18 protein-coding genes are annotated in these 19234 nt (G+C 72.8%); 5 read left to right on the top strand and 13 right to left on the bottom strand.

The features are described 5' to 3' along the window. The first annotated feature begins 121 nt into the window (after positions 1–121). Together AB0K28_RS35315 and AB0K28_RS35310 are read left to right on the top strand one after the other, a co-directional pair. Positions 122–397, top strand: coding sequence for a muconolactone Delta-isomerase family protein (locus tag AB0K28_RS35315; protein ID WP_345385733.1), 276 nt, complete (start codon positions 122–124; stop codon positions 395–397). Positions 398–564: 167 nt separating this feature from the next. Further along, a complete protein-coding gene (locus AB0K28_RS35310) occupies positions 565–1437 on the top strand; it encodes a hypothetical protein (RefSeq protein WP_364378432.1) in 873 nt (290 codons plus the stop codon). A 19-nt stretch (positions 1438–1456) separates the two neighbouring features. Here AB0K28_RS35310 and AB0K28_RS35305 read toward each other — a convergent pair whose 3' ends face one another. Together AB0K28_RS35305 and AB0K28_RS35300 are read right to left on the bottom strand one after the other, a co-directional pair. After that, complete coding sequence (locus AB0K28_RS35305; protein ID WP_364378429.1) at positions 1457–2776, bottom strand: MFS transporter; 1320 nt, start codon at positions 2774–2776, stop codon at positions 1457–1459. Positions 2777–2864: 88 nt separating this feature from the next. Then, entirely contained in the window at positions 2865–3863 is a 999-nt protein-coding gene (locus AB0K28_RS35300) for a hypothetical protein (RefSeq protein ID WP_364378426.1), read from the bottom strand. A 282-nt stretch (positions 3864–4145) separates the two neighbouring features. Here AB0K28_RS35300 and AB0K28_RS35295 point away from each other — a divergent pair, with 282 nt between their 5' ends. Further along, on the top strand, positions 4146–4973 hold the full coding sequence (locus tag AB0K28_RS35295; RefSeq protein WP_364378423.1) for an IclR family transcriptional regulator: 828 nt from the start codon (positions 4146–4148) through the stop codon (positions 4971–4973). On the opposite strand, the gene AB0K28_RS35290 is transcribed toward AB0K28_RS35295, so the two are convergent. Then, the gene (locus AB0K28_RS35290) at positions 4948–5787 is read right to left on the bottom strand and encodes an SDR family oxidoreductase (RefSeq protein WP_364378420.1); all 840 of its coding nucleotides are present in this window, start codon (positions 5785–5787) and stop codon (positions 4948–4950) included. The genes AB0K28_RS35295 and AB0K28_RS35290 overlap by 26 nt on opposite strands. Then, entirely contained in the window at positions 5787–7091 is a 1305-nt protein-coding gene (locus tag AB0K28_RS35285) for an AMP-binding protein (protein ID WP_364378417.1), read from the bottom strand. The genes AB0K28_RS35290 and AB0K28_RS35285 overlap by 1 nt, the downstream gene beginning before the upstream one ends. Positions 7092–7363: 272 nt before the next feature. Between AB0K28_RS35285 and AB0K28_RS35280 the strand changes: the two genes are divergently transcribed. Then, on the top strand, positions 7364–8473 hold the full coding sequence (locus AB0K28_RS35280; protein ID WP_364378414.1) for an alcohol dehydrogenase catalytic domain-containing protein: 1110 nt from the start codon (positions 7364–7366) through the stop codon (positions 8471–8473). Positions 8474–8520: 47 nt separating this feature from the next. On the opposite strand, the gene AB0K28_RS35275 is transcribed toward AB0K28_RS35280, so the two are convergent. Further along, a complete protein-coding gene (locus tag AB0K28_RS35275) occupies positions 8521–9783 on the bottom strand; it encodes a pectate lyase (RefSeq protein WP_364378411.1) in 1263 nt (420 codons plus the stop codon). 407 nt (positions 9784–10190) lie between these two features. Further along, positions 10191–11159, bottom strand: a complete 969-nt coding sequence (locus AB0K28_RS35270) for a CapA family protein (protein ID WP_345385751.1) — start codon at positions 11157–11159, stop codon at positions 10191–10193. Between the two features lie 108 nt (positions 11160–11267). Here AB0K28_RS35270 and AB0K28_RS35265 point away from each other — a divergent pair, with 108 nt between their 5' ends. Continuing rightward, positions 11268–11405 (top strand): hypothetical protein, encoded by a 138-nt coding sequence (locus AB0K28_RS35265; protein WP_364378407.1) that lies wholly within the window; start codon positions 11268–11270, stop codon positions 11403–11405. Here AB0K28_RS35265 and AB0K28_RS35260 read toward each other — a convergent pair. The 7 genes from AB0K28_RS35260 to AB0K28_RS35230 form a co-directional block, all read right to left on the bottom strand. Further along, on the bottom strand, positions 11389–12156 hold the full coding sequence (locus AB0K28_RS35260; protein WP_364378404.1) for a protein-L-isoaspartate(D-aspartate) O-methyltransferase: 768 nt from the start codon (positions 12154–12156) through the stop codon (positions 11389–11391). The two genes, AB0K28_RS35265 and AB0K28_RS35260, sit on opposite strands and share 17 nt — an antisense overlap. Positions 12157–12234: 78 nt before the next feature. Further along, positions 12235–13698, bottom strand: a complete 1464-nt coding sequence (locus AB0K28_RS35255) for a glycoside hydrolase family 43 protein (protein WP_364378401.1) — start codon at positions 13696–13698, stop codon at positions 12235–12237. Between the two features lie 181 nt (positions 13699–13879). Then, positions 13880–15367 carry an alpha/beta fold hydrolase gene (locus AB0K28_RS35250; RefSeq protein WP_364378398.1) on the bottom strand — a complete coding sequence of 496 codons (1488 nt, stop codon included), beginning with the start codon at positions 15365–15367 and terminating at the stop codon, positions 13880–13882. Between the two features lie 99 nt (positions 15368–15466). Next, entirely contained in the window at positions 15467–16465 is a 999-nt protein-coding gene (locus AB0K28_RS35245; protein ID WP_345385761.1) for a LacI family DNA-binding transcriptional regulator, read from the bottom strand. A 23-nt stretch (positions 16466–16488) separates the two neighbouring features. Then, entirely contained in the window at positions 16489–18018 is a 1530-nt protein-coding gene (locus tag AB0K28_RS35240; RefSeq protein ID WP_364378394.1) for an alpha-L-arabinofuranosidase C-terminal domain-containing protein, read from the bottom strand. A gap of 147 nt (positions 18019–18165) precedes the next feature. Further along, positions 18166–18648: a hypothetical protein gene (locus AB0K28_RS35235; protein WP_345385767.1), complete on the bottom strand. Its 483-nt coding sequence runs from the start codon at positions 18646–18648 to the stop codon at positions 18166–18168. Beyond that, on the bottom strand, positions 18645–19163 hold the full coding sequence (locus AB0K28_RS35230; RefSeq protein ID WP_364378390.1) for an RNA polymerase sigma factor: 519 nt from the start codon (positions 19161–19163) through the stop codon (positions 18645–18647). Before AB0K28_RS35230 ends, AB0K28_RS35235 begins: the two co-directional genes overlap by 4 nt. Between the last annotated feature and the right edge of the window lie 71 nt (positions 19164–19234).

Below are 19234 nucleotides of genomic sequence, written 5' to 3'. Positions count from 1 at the left end.
AGTTACGACATTTGACGTAGACGGCCTGGCCGCAGGACACGTCCCGGCGGGGCCGCGCGTCGCATCACGCGGGGTCGCGGGCGTCCTAGCGTCGGAGGCCAGAGCGTAAGGGAAGGCTGCGATGGAGTTCCTGGTACGTTTCGAGACCCGCCTGCCCGACGCCATGGGCGACGCCGAGCGCAAGGAGCTGCGCGAGGCCGAGCGGGCCAGGGCGATGCGGCTGCGCGCGGACGGCCTGCTCAAACGGCTGTGGCGGGTGCCTGGCCGGCGCGCTGTCGTCGGTCTGTGGGAGGCCCCCGACGCCACCGCCCTGCACGCGGCGCTGTCCTCACTCCCGCAGTTCCCCTGGATGGACGTGACGGTCGAACCCCTCGCCACCCACCCCCAGGAGACCTGACCCACGCGGGCCGGCGGCCCGCCGTAGGACAGGTGTCGCGGCCGGGACGCGACGGGTGCGCAGGCGGAAACGGTCATCCGCGCCGTGTTCGCGGGCGGGCCGGTCCCTAGCCTCACCAGCAGGCACCGCAGCCGGTCGGCTGCCCGCTTCCGCAGGAGGGTCAGGTCATGTCCGCTGACAGCGCGCCCGCGCAGGTCCGTCTCGACCCCCGGACGGCCCTGGCGCGGGCCCTGAGCGCCGCCACGTACGAGATTCTGCCCTTCGGCCGCGCGGAGGAGCCGGTGCTCGCGCACGTCCCGCGCACGGTCGGGCTGACCGTCACCGCCACCGAGGCGCGCGGGCTCGGCCCCACGATCGACCTGGCCGTACGGCTGGCCGGGCACGGCTACACGGTGGCCCCGCACCTGGCCGCCCGGCTGGTCCGCGACGAGCGGGAGCTGAAGGACATGGTGGCGCAGCTCGGGGAGGGCGGCGTGGACGGCGTGTTCGTGGTCGGCGGCGACGCCGTACGGCCGGCGGGGCCGTTCCCCGACGCGCTCTCCCTGCTGGAGGCGCTCGACGGGCACCCGTTCGCGCGGGTCGGCATCGCCGGGCACCCCGAGGGGCACGGCGGCATCCCGCGTACCGTCATCGACCGCGCCCTGGAGGAGAAGGCGCCGCACGCCACGCACATCGTCACCCAGCTCTGCTTCGACGCCCGCACGACCGCCGGCTGGGCGCGCGGGCTGCCTGCCCGCAGCGTCGGCCTGCCGGTCATGGTCGGGCTGCCCGGGGTGGTGAGCCGGCAGCGCCTCGTCCGCGTCACCGCCCGGCTCGGGCTCGGCCCGTCCGCGCGCTTCCTGCGCAAGCAGCAGAGCCTGTTCTGGCGGTTCCTGCTGCCCGGCGGCTACCGCCCGGGCCGGCTGGCCGCGCGTCTCGCGCCTTACCTGGCCGAGCCCGGCACGGGACTTTCCGGCCTGCACCTGTTCACCTTCAACGAACTGGCCGCGACGGAGGCGTGGCGGCGCAGGCTCCTGGAACGGCTCGGAGGCGCGGCCTGACGTCCGCGCCCCGGCAGGCTCAGGACTCCGACGGTACGGCCACCGCACCGGGCTCCTTCTCCTCGGGCCGCACGGTGGCGTACCTGATGCCCAGCACCGCGAGCAGGCTGACCAGGCCGGGCACGCACAGGAAGAGCGCGACGGTCGTGGAGGAGCCGCCGGCGGCGTAGAGGGCGGGGTAGACGGGGGTGAGGGCGCCGGCGACGGTACCGCCCACCGCGTACGCCACCGAGATCCCGCTGTAGCGCACCTCGGTCGCGAACATCTCGGTGAACAGCCCGCCCTGCGCCCCCGCCATGATGCCCTGCACGATGGCCGCCACCAGGAACGCCACCAGCGCCAGCCCGGCGTTCCCGGTGTCGACGAGGGCGAACATCGGCACCGGCCACACCACGGCGGTGATCGCGCCCGCGATGTAGAGCCGCTTGGCGCCGAACCGGTCGGACAGCAGCGCCGAGACGAGGATCGCCAGGATCCACACGGAGGTGGACGCCAGGATGAGCGTGAGCAGCGTGTTCCTGGCGTACCCGACGGCGGAGGTGCCGTAGGTGAGCATGTAGACGGTCACCGCGTAGCCGACGGCGGGCGGGGCGATCGCGGCGAGCCCGCCGAGCACCAGGTTGCGGGGATGGCGGCGGAGCAACTCGGCGAAGGGCACCTTGGTGACGGCCTGCCGCTGCTTGGCGCGGGCGAACTCGTACGGCTCCGACAGCCGGATCCTGACGATGAAGCCGATGACGACGAGCACCGCGCTCAGCAGGAACGGGATGCGCCAGCCGGTGGAGTAGAAGGTCTCGTCGTCCATGCCGGAGACGGCGAGGAAGGCCAGGTTCGAGGTGAGCACGCCGATGGGGACGCCGAACTGGGCGAAGCTGCCGTAGACCGCGCGCCGGCGCGGGGTCGCGTTCTCGGTGGCGATGAGCAGCGCGCCGCCCCACTCCCCCGCCACGCCGAACCCCTGGATGAGGCGGAGCGAGACGAGCAGCAGCGGCGCGCCGATGCCGAGCGCGGCGAACGTGGGCAGCACGCCGATGAGGAACGTCGAGCCGCCGGTCAGCAGCAGCGACAGGACGAGCATCGACTTGCGGCCGATCCGGTCGCCGAAGTGGCCGATGACCGCGGCGCCGATCGGCCGGACGATGAAGCCGGCGGCGAACGCCGACAGGGAGGCGAGCGTGGCGGCGTCGGGGTCGGACTCGGGGAAGAAGAGCCGCGGGAACACCAGCGCCGCCGCGGTGCCGAAGATGAAGTAGTCGTACCATTCCACCGACGTGCCGATGAAGCTGGCCGCGAAGACGCCTCTCATCGACCTGGGCTTGGACGTGCCGTTCTGGGCCATGGCTGTGCTCCTCGGAGCAGGGGGGATCGTCTCACCGTATTCGGGCCCGCGCCGCGCGTCGTGCGTCTTCCGCGGCACGCGGGCTACGTCATGTGTCGCGGTTCCGCTCGACCGGGACGGGCGTGCCCGACCAGCCGGAGAAGACCCGCGCCACCATGGAGATGCCGGCGTCGGCCGCACCCGCCACGGCGATCGGCAGGTGCCCCGGGTCGCCGCGCCGGGGCAGCGGGGACGACGGAGGGGCGCACCGCGCGGTCAGCAGGGCGCGTACGTCGTCCTTGCTCATGCCGGCTCTGGCCAGCAGCCGCGCGTGCCCGGGGCAGAGCAGCACGGCGGCTCCGGCGTGCCGCGAGGTCCAGCCACCGATACGCGTGATCGCCCCGGCCAGCTCGGCCATCAGCGGGCCCGCCGCGGTGTCGGGGCCGCCGGCGAACGTGCTGGTGTCGACCAGGATCGCGGAGACCGCGTCGGTGCCCGCGGGCACGCCGCCGTCGGCGCTGAGCGGCGGCCAGGGGCTGTCCTCCTCGTTCTCGGCCACGCACATCGACCACCGGCCGGGCAGGACGCCCGGTGCGGGGCGGTCGAGGCCGTGCGGGACGACGCCGAGCGCGTTGTGGACGGTCAGGCCGATCGCCCGCGTCACGGTGGTGCTGGGGCGCAGGCCCCGCGCGGGGCCGGTGAAGCCGAGCCGGTGGCGTACGGGGCCGTTCACCACGATCATGCGGGCCGGGCCGCTGCTGCTCTGCCAGCCGCCGCCGACGTCGGACCGCTCGCCCATGAGCGCGTCCCAGGCGGCCAGCACCACGGGGAAGTGCTCGGGGCGGCAGCCGGCCATGACCGCGTGGACGGCCGCCACCTCGACGGTGACGGGGCTCTTGAGCTGGTCGAGCCGGCCGATGTCCTGGTCCGGCGGCCGGTGCGTGGTGGCGAGCAACTCGGCCACGCGGCGCGGGGTGGCGGGCACGAGGGGCAGCCGGTCGCTCCAGCCGTGCTCGTACATGAACGCGACCGCCCGATACGCCGCCTCCCACTCCCCGCCGGCCACCTCGGCCGCGGGATGGGGCGGGCCGTGAATTCGGTCGGACATCCTGCTCACACCTCCTGTCCGGTGCAATTTAGAACGCGGGGGCGGCCCCGGTGACCGCGCCTTTCATGACGCGGAAGGGTCGCTGGAACGGGGCGCGGGGGCGGGCCGGCGAGCGGGAAGAATGGCCGGATAGAAAGGCATTTTCCACGCAAGGGAAGGAAATGTCGCGATAAACGTGTCCACTATCGGTGACTTGTCCCTTTGGGTAGCCTGGTGTAACACCTACGTAACCCGATATACGGACAGGCAGGTGAGCAGGTGACCGTCCTGGCAGACCGGTCTGTGGAATCGCGTCGCCCGACATCGGCGCAGCGGGTGCTGTCCATCCTCGGCGTGTTCGACGCCGAGAACCTGGCGCTGTCGCTCAGCGAGATCAGCCGCCGGGCCGGTCTCACGCTCAGCACCACCCACCGGCTGCTCAACGAACTGCGCTGCTGGGGCGCGCTCATCCGGCACGGCGACGGCAAGTACAGCATCGGGCTGCGCATCCTGGAGCTGGGCACGCTGGCCCCGCAGGGCGGGCAGCTGCGCGAGATCGCGCTGCCGTACCTGCACGACCTCCAGCACGCCGTGCGCGCCAACATCCACCTCGGCGTGCCCGACGGGCACGACGTCATCTACGTCGAGTCGCTGCGCGCCCGCGACACCGTCCCCGTGCCGAGCCGGCAGGGCGGGCGCTGGCCGCTGCACGCGACCGGCACGGGGCTGGTCCTGCTGGCGCACTCCTCGCAGGAGTTCCAGGAGGAGGTGCTCGCCTCCGAGCTGCGCGGCTACACCGCGAACACGCTGACCGACCCCGACGAGCTGCGCCGCTTCCTCGCCGAGGTGCGCAGGTCGGGGGTGGCCGTCGTGGAGAGCCAGCTCACCTACGGGGTGCTGGCGGTGGCCGTGCCGATCAGGGGCGCGCGCGACCGGGTGGTGGCGGCGGTCGGCATCACCGTGCCGAGCGGCTCGGCGTCCCCGCGCTCCCTGGTGCCGGCGATGGCGACGACGGCGCGCAGCATCTCGCGAGCGCTCGGCGCCCCCTCGGCGGGCGCGCCGGTGCCGCGCCCGCACTGGCGGGTCCGCGAGGCCACCCGCCCGCTCACTCCCCCTGGGGTACCGAGGTGACCGGCTCGGTGTCGTAATGGTGGGGAGGGCCGCCGTCCACGGCCAGGATGTGGCCGGAGATCCACCGGGCGCGGTCGCTCAGCAGGAACAGCGTGGCGTACGCGACGTCCCATGAGGTGCCCTCGGTCTTGAGCGAGGTGCTGAGGCGGCGCGGCTCGCGCAGCGACTCCGGCATCGGGCCGCGCGCCGCGAACGCGCCCCAGATCACGCCGACCTGGACGCAGTTGACGCGGATGCCCTGCGGGCCGAGCGAGGTGGCGGCGCCCTCGGTGAGGTTCTCCAGGCCCGCCTTGGCGACGGAGTAGATCATGCCGGGGCCGCGGGAGCGCACGGTGACGGACGAGATGTTCACGATCGCGCTGCCGCGCGGCATGACCGGGACGGCGTGCCTCATGATCGACCAGGCCGACCTGAGGTTGACGGTCATGAGCCGGTCGTAGTGCTCGGGCGTGGTGTCGAACAGGCCGCCGCGGTCGCCGGCCGCGACGCAGTTGACGACCGCGTCCAGCGTGCCGAACGCGCCGGCGGTCTCGGCGACCGCGCCGGCGCAGGCCCGGTCGGAGGTGACGTCGGCGATCACGGGGACGGCCGTGCCGCCGTCCTCGGTGATCAGCTTGACCGTACGGCCGGCGGCGCCGGCGTCCCTGTCCAGCACCGCGACGCGGGCGCCGTGCCTGGCGAGCACCCGGCAGGTGGCGTACCCGACGCCCGGGAACGCCGTGCTCTGCCCGCCGCCGGTGACCAGCGCCGTCCGCCCGGCCATCCACCGGGCATCGGCGCCGGCGAACGGGTCGGTCATGGGATCGGCGGTCATCACGTGGCCTCGGCCAGCGGGGCGACGCGCGTCAGGCGGGACTTCATCTCGGTACGTTCCAGCGAGCCGGGCGGGACGAGCGTGACGGCCGCGCGGACGGTCAGGCGGGCGCGGATCAGCTCCTCGATCTCCCTGCGCAGCCCCTCGGGGTCGCCGGGTGCCTCCCCCAGCTCGACCTCGACCCGCAGCGGCGGCTCCACCCGCGGGCCAGGCCCCGGCAGGACGATCTGCGCCACGCCGTTCGTGCGCGGATGCAGGTCCTGGACGAGGTCGCGCACGGCCGTCGGGAACACGTTCACCCCCAGCACGATCAGCATGTCGTCGGTACGCCCCACGCACCGGATCAGCGGCGCCCCGTCGCGGTCGAGCCCCGTGACCAGCACCCGGTCCCTGGTGCGGAAGCGCACCAGCGGGCAGCACTCGCGGTCCACCGACGTGTAGACCAGCTCACCCGACGCGCCCGGCTCGGGGACGACGGGCTCGCCGTCGTCGGGGTCGATCAGCTCCACCAGGACGTGCCTGCCGCCGGTGAAGCGCATGCCGGCCGCCCCGGGCGGCTCGGCGAACAGGACCGGCGCCATGTCGGCGTTGCCGAGCCCCTCGGTGATGCGGGCGTCCCACTCCTGCTGCAGGTGCCGCCGGAACGCGGGCTCGCCGCCGCCCGGCTCGCCGCCCACGAAGATCTTGCGGATGCCGAACTCGCGCGGGTCGCGGCCGAGCCCGCGGACGTACTCGGCGAGGTAGCGCACGTACGAGGGGGTGGCGTGCAGGGCGGTGACGCCGAGCGAGTCGAGGGCCTGCACCGCCTTGTCGGAGTTGCCGGTGCCGATGGGGATCATGGTGGAGCCGATGCACTCCAGCGCGTCCCTGATCGGCAGCCCGCCCACGAACAACGTCAGCCCGGCCCCGTGCAGCACGACGTCCTCGCGGGTGGCGCCCATGGTGGTGAACGCGCGGGCGGTCATCTCGGTCCACGACTCGGCGTCGCGGCGGGTCACCCCCACCCAGCTCGGCTTGCCCGTGGTGCCGGTGGAGGCGTGCACCCTGATCACCTCGGCCATCCCGACCGCGGCGTGCCGGCCGAGCGGCGGCGCGGCGGCCTGCGACTCGCGCAGCGCCTGCTTGTCGGTGAACGGCAGTTTCCGCAGGTCGGACAGGGACACCAGGGCAGCCGGGTCGATGCCGTGCGCGGCGAACAGGTCCGCGTAGAACGGCGAGCGGGCCGGCAGTCCGGCGAGTTGCGTGAGGAGCATCGCGGTGACGGCGTCTCGGTCCTCGGGCGCGACGAAGCCGGGTGTGGTCACGTGGTGTCCTTCCGGTGAGCGTGTCGGCGGCCACGGTGCCGACGGATGTGCGCGGGCCTTCCGGGGACCCCACTATGCCGAGGGGGCGCGGGGGTGATCGAGCGGACTTTCGCGTCGCGGAAGTAAATGGCCGATGTGGCCATGAAAGCGGCTTTAGGGCATATGCCGCACAGGTCGGCTCGGGGCTTTCCGCGAGGCGGAAGCGGCGTCGCAATCGGCGGTGGCCGCCGTCATCCTGTCAGGCAGCGGACGACCGGCCCTTCGGAGAGAGCATGGCGGAAACCGTACGCGCGGCCGTACAGATCGCTCCTCGCAAGATCGAGGTACGCGAGTTCCCACGACCGCGGATCGGCCCCGACGACGGTCTGCTGCGCGTCGAGGCCAACGGGGTCTGCGGCAGCGACGTCGAGACGTACAGGGGCCATCTCGGGTCGATGTTGCAGGACGAGCCGCGGCCCTTCGTGCCGGGGCACGAGCCGCTCGGCATCGTCGAGGAGGTCGGCGAGCGCGCGGCGGCCCGGTGGGGCGTGCAGCCCGGCGACCGGGTCGCCGTGGAGATCGTCGTGCCGTGCCACGCCTGCCGCCGGTGCCTGTCCGGCGCGTACCAGTTCTGCCCCCGCATCAGGCACGGCCACGGCATGACGCCCGTGGACGAGGCCCCGTCGCTCTGGGGCGGGCTGGCCGAGCACATGTACCTGGCGCCCGGCACGATCCTGCACCGCGTCGACAACACGCTGCCCGTCGAGGTGGCGGCGCTGTTCAACCCGCTCGGCGCGGGCGTGCGCTGGGCCTGCCACCTGGGCGGCGCCGGGCTCGGGGACACGGTGCTCGTCCTCGGCGCCGGGCAGCGCGGCCTGGCCTGCGTCATCGCGGCCCGCGCGGCCGGCGCCGGGACGATCATCGTGACCGGGCTCGAGTCCGACGCGCACAAGCTGGCCCTGGCCCGCGAGTTCGGCGCCGACCACACCATCGTGGCCGGCGCCGGGGCGGACATCGTCGAGCGGGTGCGCGAGCTCACCTCGGGCGCGATGGCCGACGTCGTGCTGGAGCTGACGCCGATGGCGGCGGAGCCGGTGGCCGACGCGCTGCTCGCGGCCCGGCCCGGCGGGCGGGTGGTGCTGGCCGGCCTGAAGGGGAGCCGCGACATCCCGGTGCGCACCGACGTGATCGTCAATCGCGGGCTGACCGTCGTGGGGGCGTTCTCGGTGGACAACCGGGCCTACGCCGAGGCCATCGGGCTCATCGAGGCGCGCCGCCATCCGCTGGAGAAGCTGCACACGCACTCGTTCGGGCTGGACGACACCGTGCTCGCCCTCGAGACCCTCGGCGGCGAGGTGCCCGGCGAGGACGCCGTCCACGTGTCCGTGCACCCGAACGGCTGAGCCCGGCCGGGCGGGCGCCCTCACCCGCCCGCCCGGCTCGCGCGTTTCTACCGGTAGGTGATGTCGGAGTCCCGGTAGAGGCAGTGGGTGCCGTCCGGGCCCGAGCCGAGCTTGGAGGGCTCCTGGCCCTTCGGCACACCCTTGTAGCGCTCGCAGATGGTGGCGCTGCCGTACACCGTGATCCGGCTGAAGCGCGCGGTGTCGCCCCAGTTGGAGTTGATGCCGGCCAGCACCTTGGTCGAGCGGGCGGTGATGCCGTCCATCACCACGTGCCGCTGGTAGGAGGACGAGCAGTTGCCGCACGCCCGGTAGAGCTTGCCGCTGCTGTGCACCTGGAAGTTCTTGATGGTCAGCGTGCCGGCGCCGTTGTGCTGGAACACCTTGTCGGAGCCCGACCTGGCGCCGCCGCCGTCCACCAGGTAGGTGGCAGAGGAGCTGGAGCTCTTGAACGTGGCGGCGTCCTCGCCGACGTCGTTCCACCAGACGTTGCGGATCGTGCAGGAGCCCTCGCAGTGGATGCCGTCACCGGCGGGGGCGTCGATGATGACGTTCTGGATGGTGCCGCCGTTCGGCACGACGAACATCGGGTCCTGGCTCTCGCTCTGGCCGCCGTCGCCGATGCCGTAGTAGCGCTTCATGCCGCCGTCGAAGAACGAGCCCAGCTCGCGGGTGTCGGTCAGGTGCACGCTGCCGGTGTCGGACGGCCAAGAGCCGCTGCCGTCACCGCCGCCGGGCGGCGGCGTCACGGTCGGCGTCACGGTCGGGGTGGGGTCCGGGTCGGGGTTGCCGCCGCCGGCCGCCCTGAGCGTCCACTGCTTGGTCGACACCGAGTCGCAGGAGTTCTGCTGGAGCAGGGCGCCCGAGGAGGTGGAGTTGTCCTTGACGTTCAGGCACTTGCCGCCGTTGGCGTTGACCACCCGGTAGTTCGAGCCCGACTCGGTGAGCTGCCAGCTCTGCGACGACGCCGAGCTGCAGGACTCCTGCTGCACGGCCTTGCCCGCGCTGGTGGAGCCGTCCTTGACGCCGAGGCACCTGCCGCTGTGCACGGCCTTGATCTGGTAGCCGCCGCCCGCCGAGGTGACCGCGAACACCTGCCCCGACCCGCCCGAGCAGCTCGCCTGGACGAGCTGGACGCCGTCGCCCGTGCTCGCGCCCGGCACCGCGGCGCACAGGCCGCTGCCCGCGTTGACCAGCGTGTAGGTGCCGTTGGACGGCGCCGCCGAGGCGGCGGTGGCGAACCCGGCCACCAGCCCGCCGCCCGCCACGAGCGCCGCCGCCAGCACGACGCTCAGCCTTCTCTCTTTACGCACGGTGAACTCCCCTTTCGACGAACTGCATGGGGCATCGAGCGCGCGCCCGGTGATCGCGGCGCCGCCTCGGGATCGGTCGGAATGCGCTTACCGACTTACGGTAAGCGCTTTCCCGACTGCAGGAGCAGTGAAGCACAGCCCCGCAACCCGGCAAAGGACACTCCCTTCGAGGAGCGACGTCTTTCCAGGTCAGAGGGTGTGCGGGAGTTGCAGAGCGGCGCTGAAACTTTCATCGCCTTCCGGTACGACCGCATTGTGCGGACGGCCTTGTGCGGACGGCCTTGTGCGGGCGGCCTTGTGGGGGCAGCCTTGTGGGGCGGCGTTTCCCCGAGAGGGACGGCCCGGCTGTGACCCGGCGTCTGGTCAGACGCCGATTCCGCCCGCCCGGCGACCGCGGTGGGCTCTTGTCAGCGGAGGTCGACGGTGAGGACGTCGTCCTCCCAGACGGCGTCCGTGCCCAGGGCGGCGCAGGCCGCGGTGAAACGGCTGGCCAGCCAGGCCCGTTCGGCGCCCCTGGCCAGCGTCGTCCGGCAGTAGTCGAGCTTGAGCGGCACCGCGCGCAGCCGGAGCGGCCCGAGGTCGTCGCAGGTGACCAGGAACAGCAGCGACAGGTCGTTGCGCAGGTCGGGGTCCACGGCGTAGTCGTCGATGAAGTCGCCCATGTCGTACAGGACGGGCGGCGCCACCCCGTGCGGGACGTGCGCCGAGTGACCGGCGATCAGCGTGGCGCCGGCGCCGGTCAGGATGCTCGCGGCGGTCCGCACGTACGGGAGCGGCTCGGTCGTCATGTTCGGCCCCCAGTGCGGGCTGACCAGCACGACGTCCGCCTGCGCCCGCGCCCTCGCCACCGCGTCGATCAGCCAGGCGGGCACCCCGGACGGCAGGTCGGCGTGTGCCACGCCGGGCCGGTCGGGGGTGGCGGTGTAGTCGCCGGGGTGGTCGGTGACGGCGACTACGGCCAGGCGCAGGCCGTTGACGTCGACCAGCACGGGCTCGCGGGCCCGTTCGAGGTCGGGGCCGGCGCCGGCGGTGTGGATCTCGACCCGCGCGAGGTGGGCGCAGGTGTCCAGGAGCGCGTCGTGGCCGAAGTCGAGCGCGTGGTTGTTGGCCAGCGTCACGCAGGCCACGCCCAGCTCGGCCAGCAGGTCGGCGGCCCTCGGCGGGGCGCGGAAGTGGAAGATCTTGCCCGGCGCCATCCACGGAGTGCCCCGATCGGACACGCAGCACTCGAGGTTGAGCAGCGTGAAGTCGGCCTCGGAGAGGTACGCGCGGACCGCGTCCGACACGTAGTCCCCGGGGTCGGCAGACTTCGCCAGCAGGTCGGCGACACCCCGGCCGAGCATCGTGTCCCCCGCCAGCGCGAGCGTGACGGCCACCCCGCTCCCCTGCCCACCGCACCACCCCCTAACCCCCTCCCTCGGCCGCCCACCCGCCACGCAGCATGGGCTTTCTGGACTGACGGGTCCCCGCCTCCCCCTGCTTCAATGCGACCTATTGCCGGCGGCGCCTGCAGGGCCAGGGGCGCGTCGGTCAGCCTGACCGACGCGGGCGAGGTGGATCACAGCCAGACCGTACGCAGGGCGCTGCCGAAGGTCGTCGCCGGCCTCACGGGCCGGGGATGAGCGGGACGAAGGACGCCGGGGTCAGCTCGCGGAGGCTCGCCAGGTGTCCGCGCTGCTTGGTAAAGAGCGTGACGATGTCCGCGATCTGTCCCGTGACGGGCATGACGAGCCGGCCGCCCTCCGCCAGCTGCTCGGCCAGGGCGGCGGGGACGTGCGGGGCGGCGGCGGAGACGATGACGGCGTCGTAGGGGGCGTGCTCGGGCAGCCCGGCCGAGCCGTCCCCGGCCAGCACCTCGGCGCCGGTGATGCCGGCGGCGGCGAGGTTGGCGCGGGCGTGGGCGGCGAGATCGGGCAGGCGTTCGATGGAGTGGACGTGCCTGGCGAGCCGGGCCAGCAGCGCGGTCTGGTAGCCGTAGCCGGTGCCGATCTCCAGCACGGTCTCGGCGCCGGTCAGCCGGAGCGCGTCGATCATCTGGGCGACCAGGGACGGCTGGCTGGTGGGCTGGCCGTGGGCGAGCGGGATGGGCACGTCCAGGCACGCCTGCCCGGCCGAGCGCGGCGGCACGAACAGCTCGCGCGGCGTGGCCGCGATGGCCGCCAGCAGGCGGAGGTCATGGATCCCCGCCCGCTCGGCGGCCGTCACGAGCTCCAGGCTGCGGCAGTCACCTTCGGCCGCCGCGACCAGCTCCTGCGCACGCGGATCCCCCGCCCGCCGCGCCGCCCTCATCAGGCCCTGCAGCCGGGCCTCCCCCGCACGCCGCGCCGCCGCCATCAGCCCCTCCTCCGCCGGAAGAGCGCCGGTCACCGCCATCAGCCACTCCCTCGCCCCCGAAGGGGACGGGCGGGTGGCGTAGGACGTCCCTTCTCACCCGCCCCCTACCCCGGAGGCTCAGCCCGAGACGCGGCGCCAGGTGGCGTCGGCGCGGCCCTGTGCGTCGGTGATCGGGTCGAGGCGGAGCAGGTAGTCGTAGTGGCGCAGGTAGCGGTCGGGGTAGTTGACCGACTGGTAAGACGTCCACGACGCGTCGGCGAGCCCCGCCACGGGCCGGAAGGTGGCGTCGGAGGCGAAGGTGCCGGTGCCGTCGTCGGCGGCCAGGGTCAGGTCGAACCCGTAGTGCCGCAGGTAGTAGCCGGGGTAGTTGACCGAGGCGAACGACACGGTGCCGGACCCGCCGGCCAGTCCGGGCACGAGGCGGAACTGGGCGTCCTGGGCGGGGCTGACGTTCGCGTCGATGCGCACGTCGAAGTCGGCGTGCCGGATGTGGCGGTCCTGGAAGTTGTAGGACTGGATGCGGCTGACGGGCACGCTGCTTCCCCAGCGGCCGAGCACCCGGCTCTCCTCGGCGGCGGTGAGGTTGAGTATGGAGCCGTGCCGCTTGCGGTTGCCGCCCATGGCGTAGTCGGAGCGGGTGCGGAAGTTGCGGGTGCTGCCGAGGTCGGTGGAGGTGATGGGCATGTAGCCGCGCCCGGTGGCGAACTGGTCGAGCCAGAGGGCCCACTCGTCGCGCTCGTTGAAGCGCGCCCACATGGGGCCTTCGACGACGGTGCCGCCGCCGGTGCCGTTGGAGATGCCCATGTGCGACAGGTTGCCGAGGGTGGTCCAGGTGCCGAGGATCGAGTCGGCCGCCTCGATGGTGATGTGGCCGTCGGCGGAGGCGCGGTAATAGCGGTGGCCGCCGACGCTGTTGGGCACCTCGATGATCTGGGTGTCGATGAGTCCCTGGGTGCCGCCGCGCTCGATGTAGAGCTGGGGCGTGGTGAAGGAGCGGAAGTCGCTCGTACGGACATACCAGATGCGGTGTTTCGTCACCCCGTTGCGCGCCGAGTTGGTGGCCCAGTAGAGCACGTAGTCGCCGGTCGCGGCGTTGTAGATGGCTTCGGGTGCCCAGGCGTTGCCCGCGCCGGGGATGGCGCCGGCGACGTTGATGAGCCAGGGGGCCGACCAGTTCACCAGGTCGCGCGACTCCCACACGACGAGGGAGGTGCTGCCCCGGTTGGCGGCGTCGTTCCATGAGGTGCCGCTGGCGATGCGCAGGTCGGTGGCGACGATCCAGTACCGGTCGCCGGACGGGGAGCGGACGATCGAGGGGTCGCGGACGCCGCGCGTGCCGATCGTGGAGCGCAGGACGAGCTGGCCGTTGTTGAGGTCGGTCCAGTGCAGGCCGTCGTCGCTGTGGGCGAGGTAGATCTGCTCGCCGTTGGCGGACTCGCCGGTGAAGTGGGCCATCAGGTAGCCGGTGAACGGGTCGAGCGCGGCGGCGGCCCGCTTGGGGGCGACGGCGGCCAGGCAGGCGAGCAGGAGGCAGGCCACGGTGAGCACCACGGCCGTCCTGCGGGGCAGGGTCGCGTACATGCGTCTCCTTCGGGAGGGGGTACGACGCTTCTGTTAGCGCTAACATTCCTGCGCCGCCGGAAAGGAGCTCACATCGGCGGCGCCCTCAGTGTGATCGCTAACATCGGGGCGGTCAATGGCCCTCTCACCAAAGACGGGGCCGCGCGGTGAACCGCGCGGCCCCGTCTGCCGGACGACCGGCCTAGCTCTTCGGCTCCGGCTCCTCGGCCGGGCAGGTGGTGCCCCGCTTCGGCACGGTCAGCGAGATGAGGTAGCCGTCCATGGCCTTGGTAGTGCACTCGGTCATGCCGTAGACGCCGTGCCCCCACCCCTCGTACGTCAGCAGCGTCGCCTTGGGGCCGAGCTGCCTGGCGACGTTGGCCGACCACCGGTACGGCGTGTCGGGGTCGTGCTTGGACGTGCCCACCAGCAGCGGCGCGCTGCCCTTGTAGCGCAGCCGGTGCTGCGGGTTGGTGACCGGGTGGCCCTGGCAGATCGGCATGTCGCCCATCGGCATCGGGTTGTAGCGGACGTCCGGCGCCACGGCGTTGGAGGCCCGCATCACGGCGGCGTACTCCTTGTAGTCACGCAGCCCCAGGTTCCAGTCCTCGCACAGGATCGCGGTGGGCAGCTCGGCCCATTTGCCGCTCACCGGCCCGTTGCCGGGCGGGCCCGGCATGTCGTCCGGCACCGGCCCGCCGTCCAGGGCGAGCAGCACCTGGGCCTCCAGGTGCCAGTCCGGCGCCTCGTTCATGATGACGGCCAGCCAGAGCAGGTTGTGGGCGCTGACCTTGTCGTCGCCGCCAGGCCAGACCAGCTCGCCGCGCTCGGCCTTGGCCACGACCTTCTTCCACAGCGCGCGGATGTCGCGGCCGTGCAGGGCGCAGCCGGTGTCACGCTCGCACCAGGCGATGAACTCCTCGAAGCTGTCCTGGACGGTGTCCGCCTCGGTGACCTGGAAAGCCTTGGCGTTCAGGCTGTGGTCCATGTTGCTGTCGAGCACCATGGCCCTGATCCGGTTCGGGAACATCTCGGCGTACATCTGCTGGGCGAGCGTGCCGTAGGAGACGCCGTACGAGGTGAGCTTCTCGTCGCCGAGGGCCGCGCGGATGGCGTCCATGTCGCGGGCGACGTTCTTCGAGTCGAGGTGGTCGTAGACCGGGCCCGTGCGCTTGCGGCAGTCGGCGCGCAGCTTCTTGTCGAAGGCGACCCACTTGTCGAAGTCGGCCTGGCTCTTCATCACCGGGTAGGGCATCTGGTTGTAGACCGAGGCCGAGCAGGTGACCGAGCCGCTGCGGGCGACGCCGCGCGGGTCGTAGCCCACGATGTCGAAGCGCCGCTGGATCTCCTCGCTGAATCCGGTGGGGCGCAGGATGCCGTCGACGCCGGAGTTGCCGGGCCCGCCGGGGTTGGTCAGCAGCGAGCCGATGCGCGCGGCGGAGTCCTCGGCCTTGCGCCTGGCCAGCGCGAGGCCGATGGTCGGCCCGTTCGGCTTGGACCAGTCGACCGGCACCTTCAGCGTGGCGCACTCGACGCTCGGCTCTTCCTTGCACGGCCGCCAGGTCACCCCGCGCTTGCCGACCGCGTTCGTGACGTCCTTGCCTGTCACGGTCGCGGCGGCGATGGGAGCGGTCAGCACCGTTCCCATCATCACGAGCGCGGTGGCGAGCAGGGAGGTCTTTCTGAGCACGTCTCTCCTAACGTCGGGCGCCCCTCCATGATCAATGACCCACGAATCTAACAGCTCAGAAGGCACCTTTGGCATTTATGGGAGAAACGGGACATACGCCTATCTGGTGGACTCGCGGATCACCAGCGCGTACGGCGCCACGTACCGGGCGGTCGGCCGCCCAGGGTCGGCGATGCGCTCGGTGACCAGCTCGACCGCCTTCTCGGCCATCCAGGCGTGGTCGGGCGCCACGGTGGTGAGCGCGGGCACCAGGTACGCCGCCTCCGCGATGTCGTCGAACCCGGCCACCCGCACGTCGTCGGGCACCCGCAGCCCCACGTCGGCCAGCCCGCGCAGCACGCCGAGAGCGACGGTGTCGGTCACCGCCAGCACGCCGTCGAAGGGCCGCCCGGCGGCGGCCAGCCGGTGCGCCGCCGCCCGGCCCGCCTCCATGGTGAGCGCGTCGAGACCCACGTGCAGCGCGGGGTCGGCCTCGACGCCGCGGGCGGCGAGCGCGCCGAGGTGGCCGCGGTGCCGGGCGTTCACCATGTTGAGGTTCCAGTCGAGGCGGCCGGTGACGTGCGCGACGGCGCGGCAGCCCCGGTCGAGCAGGTGGGCGGTGGCCGCCGCGGTGGCCTCCTCGTTCGGCATGGCGATGTGGTCGAAGCGCCCGCCGAAGTCCTGCTCGCCGAGCATCACGATCGGGTGGTCGCCCTCGGGCGGGGTGCGGTCGCGGCCGTCGAGCCCGACCGCGCTGAGGATCAGCCCGTCGAACTGCAGCGTCCGCGCGTGGGCGATGGCGTCGATCTCGCCGGCCGCCGCCGCGCCCGTCTGCTCGATCGCGACGTGGAAGCCGCGCCGCCGCGCCCGCTCGATGACGTGGGAGGCAAGCCGCCCGAAGTAGGGCCGGTCGATCTCGGGCACGGCCAGCCCGATCACGCCGGTACGGCCCGACCTGAGCGTGCGGGCCGAGACGTTGACCCGGTAGCCGGAGCGCTCGATGGCCTCGCGGACGCGGCGGCGTACCGGCTCGCTGACCCCGCCCCGGTTGTTGACCACGTTGGAGACCGTCATCTTCGACACCCCGGCCAGCCGGGCGACGTCGTCCATCGTCACCATGCCGCCGAGGGTAGCGCCGCCGCTCAGGTCAGGCTCGCCTCCACGGTGACGAAGGAGTGGGCGGGCAGGTGCACGCGCAGCCCGGACGGGGTGGCCGTGACCTGCTCGTGCGGGCGCGGCGCGACCGCCTCGGGCGCGTCGGGGGTGTTGTGCGTGCGCAGGTCGCCGGCCGTGAGGATGCGGGCGCGGGCGATGGCGACCGCGCCGCCGCGCAGGTCCAGCTCGACGTCGGCCGCCTCGCCGGCGTCCAGGTTGGACAGCGAGATCAGCACCTGCCCGTTCTTCCTGCTGGCCGACAGCGACACCGTACGCAGCTCCGTCCCGTCCACCTGCCGGGCCGGCAGGCCGTCGGGCAGGTCGACGCGCAGCGAGGCGGCGTCCTGGTGGCCCTTGTTCATTTCGAACACGTGGTATGTGGGCGTCAGCACCAGCGCACCCGAGTCGGGGTCGGTGAGGATCATGGCCTGCAGCACGTTCACGGTCTGCGCGATGTTGGCCATGACCAGGCGGTCGGCGTGCCGGTGGAAGACGTCGAAGTGCAGGCTGGCCACGAGCGCGTCGCGCAGCGAGTTCTGCTGGTAGAGGAAGCCGGGGTTGGTGCCCGGCTCCACGTTCCACCAGGTGCCCCACTCGTCCAGCACCAGGCCCACGTTCTTGCCGGGGTCGTAGCAGTCCATCACGTTGGAGTGGCCGGTGATCAGCTCGTCCACCCGGGCGGCCTGCGCCATCGTGCGGTAGTGGTCGTCCACGCCGAACTCGGTGGCCGAGCCCTTGTCCTGCCAGGTGCCGGGGATCGTGTAGTAGTGGAACGACAGCGCCTGCATGAACGACGCCGGCCGATACGCGCAGCCCAGCTCGCCGAGCTGCTTCATCAGCGTCTCGGTCCAGGCGTAGTCGGCGGAGTTCGCCCCGGCCGCGATGCGGTACAGCTTGTTGTCGCCGTGGTCGCGGCAGTAGGTGCCGAAGCGGCGGGCCTCGGCCGCGTACTGCTCGGCCTTCATGTTGCCGCCGCAGCCCCACGCCTCGTTGCCCAGCCCCCAGAAGCGCACCCGCCACGGCTCCTCGCGCCCGTTGGCCTTGCGCAGCCGCACCATCGGCGAGTCGCCCTCGCGGGTGAGGTACTCCACCCAGTCGCTCATCTCCCGCACCGTGCCGGAGCCGACGTTGCCGCTGATGTACGGCTCCGCCCCGAGCAGCTCGCACAGGGCCATGAACTCGTGGGTGCCGAAGTGGTTGTTCTCCTCGACGTTGCCCCAGTGGGTGTTGACCATGGCGGGGCGGCTCTCCTTGGGGCCGATGCCGTCCATCCAGTGGTACTCGTCGGCGAAGCAGCCGCCTGGCCAGCGCAGGTTGGGGATGTTCAGGGCGCGCAGCGCCTCGACGACGTCGAGGCGGATGCCGCCCTCGTTGGGCAGGTCGCTGTCCTCGCCGACGTAGAAGCCGTCGTAGATGCAGCGGCCCAGGTGCTCGGCGAAGTGGCCGTACAGGTGGCGGCTGATCACGGGGCCTGGGACGTCGAGGTTGATGATGGCGGGCACGGTGACAGGACTCATCGGGTGAGCTTCCTCGCGTTCGGGGGCCGGTCGGAGGTGACTTTATCGATAAACCTCCCGTCTTGGCGAGACCCCCGCGCCGCCGGGCCCGGGGGTGCGGGCCCGGGGGTGCGGGCCCGCAACCCGGCTCCCGCCCCGCGCCCGGGCTCAGGGCTCGTCGCCGGACAGTTCGCGTCTGCGGCGCAGCAGGGCGGCCCGTCGCGCGTGCGCCCTGATCGTCAGCGCGAGCGCCACCGCGACGACGGGACCGCCGGCCCCGAGCGCCACCCCCAGCCCTTCACCACGCTGCACGGCCACCACGACCAGCAGCGTCGTCGTCACGGCCGAGGCCGCCAGCGCGAGCCACCCGGCCACCACCCGGTCGGTCGCGAACAGCGGCACCCGCCGCGTCAGCAGCCACCCGCCGTAGCAGGCCCAGCCCAGGCAGAACGCGGTGAACAGCCCGAACGCCAGCTGCGTACGCCCCGGCAGCGGCCCCGGCTCGCTCGCCCACAGCCCGATCACGAACAGCGCACCCGCCACGCCCGCGACCAGCGTGGCCACCGCGCGGACGCGCCGGCGGGGCGACAGCGCCGGCTCCAGCCGATCCAAAAGCTCCTGCGCCGACAGGCGCGGCTTCTCCTCGCTCATGGCCGGTACCCCTTCTCCTCCAGGCGCTCGCGCATCAGCCGCCGGGCGCGGTTCAGCCGGGACTTGGCCGTGCCCACCGGGATGCCGCAGATCTGCGCGCAGTCCTCGACCCGCAGGTCCTCCAGGTAGTGCAGGACGAGGATCTCCCGCTCGGCCGGTGGCAGCAGGGCCAGGGCGGCCGTCAGCTCGGCCCGGTCCAGCACCGCGTCGGCCGGGTCGCCCGCGAGCTCCTCGCCCTGGTGCGCCGGCTCGTCGGCGTACTGGACGCGCAGCCGGTCCATCACCGACCTGCGGGCGATGGTGAACAGCCAGGGCTTGAACCGGCCTGGCTCGCGCAGCCGGGGCAGGCCGCGGACCACGGCCAGCCACACCTCCTGGCTCACGTCGTCGGCCCGCTCGGCGTCCAGCATGCGGCGCACGTACGTCCACACCGGCGTGCGCCAGCGGGACACGAGCTCGGCCAGCGCGTCCCGTTCACCCAGCTGGGCGCGGACGACCAGCAGCTCATCGATCATCTCGTCCTCCCGTCACCCTGCACAGTCGGGCGGGCGGCCGATCCGGTTCACGGGGCCGGGCGGACGAGCGG

The sequence above is a fragment of the Nonomuraea sp. NPDC049504 genome, from assembly GCF_040676845.1.
In the GTDB taxonomy this organism is placed as follows: Bacteria; Actinomycetota; Actinomycetes; order Streptosporangiales; family Streptosporangiaceae; genus Nonomuraea; species Nonomuraea salmonea.
The sequence above is the reverse complement of the archived record's forward strand: the minus strand, read 5'-3'. Positions and strand labels throughout refer to the sequence as shown.

Bases quoted from the DNA above. Each gene is read 5' to 3' on its own strand.
- AB0K28_RS35315 (WP_345385733.1), top strand. From the start codon at position 122: ATGGAGTTCCTGGTACGTTTCGAGACCCGCCTGCCCGACGCCATGGGC.
- AB0K28_RS35310 (WP_364378432.1), top strand. From the start codon at position 565: ATGTCCGCTGACAGCGCGCCCGCGCAGGTCCGTCTCGACCCCCGGACG.
- AB0K28_RS35305 (WP_364378429.1), bottom strand. From the start codon at position 2,776: ATGGCCCAGAACGGCACGTCCAAGCCCAGGTCGATGAGAGGCGTCTTC.
- AB0K28_RS35300 (WP_364378426.1), bottom strand. From the start codon at position 3,863: ATGTCCGACCGAATTCACGGCCCGCCCCATCCCGCGGCCGAGGTGGCC.
- AB0K28_RS35290 (WP_364378420.1), bottom strand. From the start codon at position 5,787: ATGACCGCCGATCCCATGACCGACCCGTTCGCCGGCGCCGATGCCCGG.
- AB0K28_RS35280 (WP_364378414.1), top strand. From the start codon at position 7,364: ATGGCGGAAACCGTACGCGCGGCCGTACAGATCGCTCCTCGCAAGATC.
- AB0K28_RS35265 (WP_364378407.1), top strand. From the start codon at position 11,268: ATGCGACCTATTGCCGGCGGCGCCTGCAGGGCCAGGGGCGCGTCGGTC.
- AB0K28_RS35260 (WP_364378404.1), bottom strand. From the start codon at position 12,156: ATGGCGGTGACCGGCGCTCTTCCGGCGGAGGAGGGGCTGATGGCGGCG.
- AB0K28_RS35255 (WP_364378401.1), bottom strand. From the start codon at position 13,698: ATGTACGCGACCCTGCCCCGCAGGACGGCCGTGGTGCTCACCGTGGCC.
- AB0K28_RS35245 (WP_345385761.1), bottom strand. From the start codon at position 16,465: ATGGTGACGATGGACGACGTCGCCCGGCTGGCCGGGGTGTCGAAGATG.
- AB0K28_RS35240 (WP_364378394.1), bottom strand. From the start codon at position 18,018: ATGAGTCCTGTCACCGTGCCCGCCATCATCAACCTCGACGTCCCAGGC.
- AB0K28_RS35235 (WP_345385767.1), bottom strand. From the start codon at position 18,648: ATGAGCGAGGAGAAGCCGCGCCTGTCGGCGCAGGAGCTTTTGGATCGG.
- AB0K28_RS35230 (WP_364378390.1), bottom strand. From the start codon at position 19,163: ATGATCGATGAGCTGCTGGTCGTCCGCGCCCAGCTGGGTGAACGGGAC.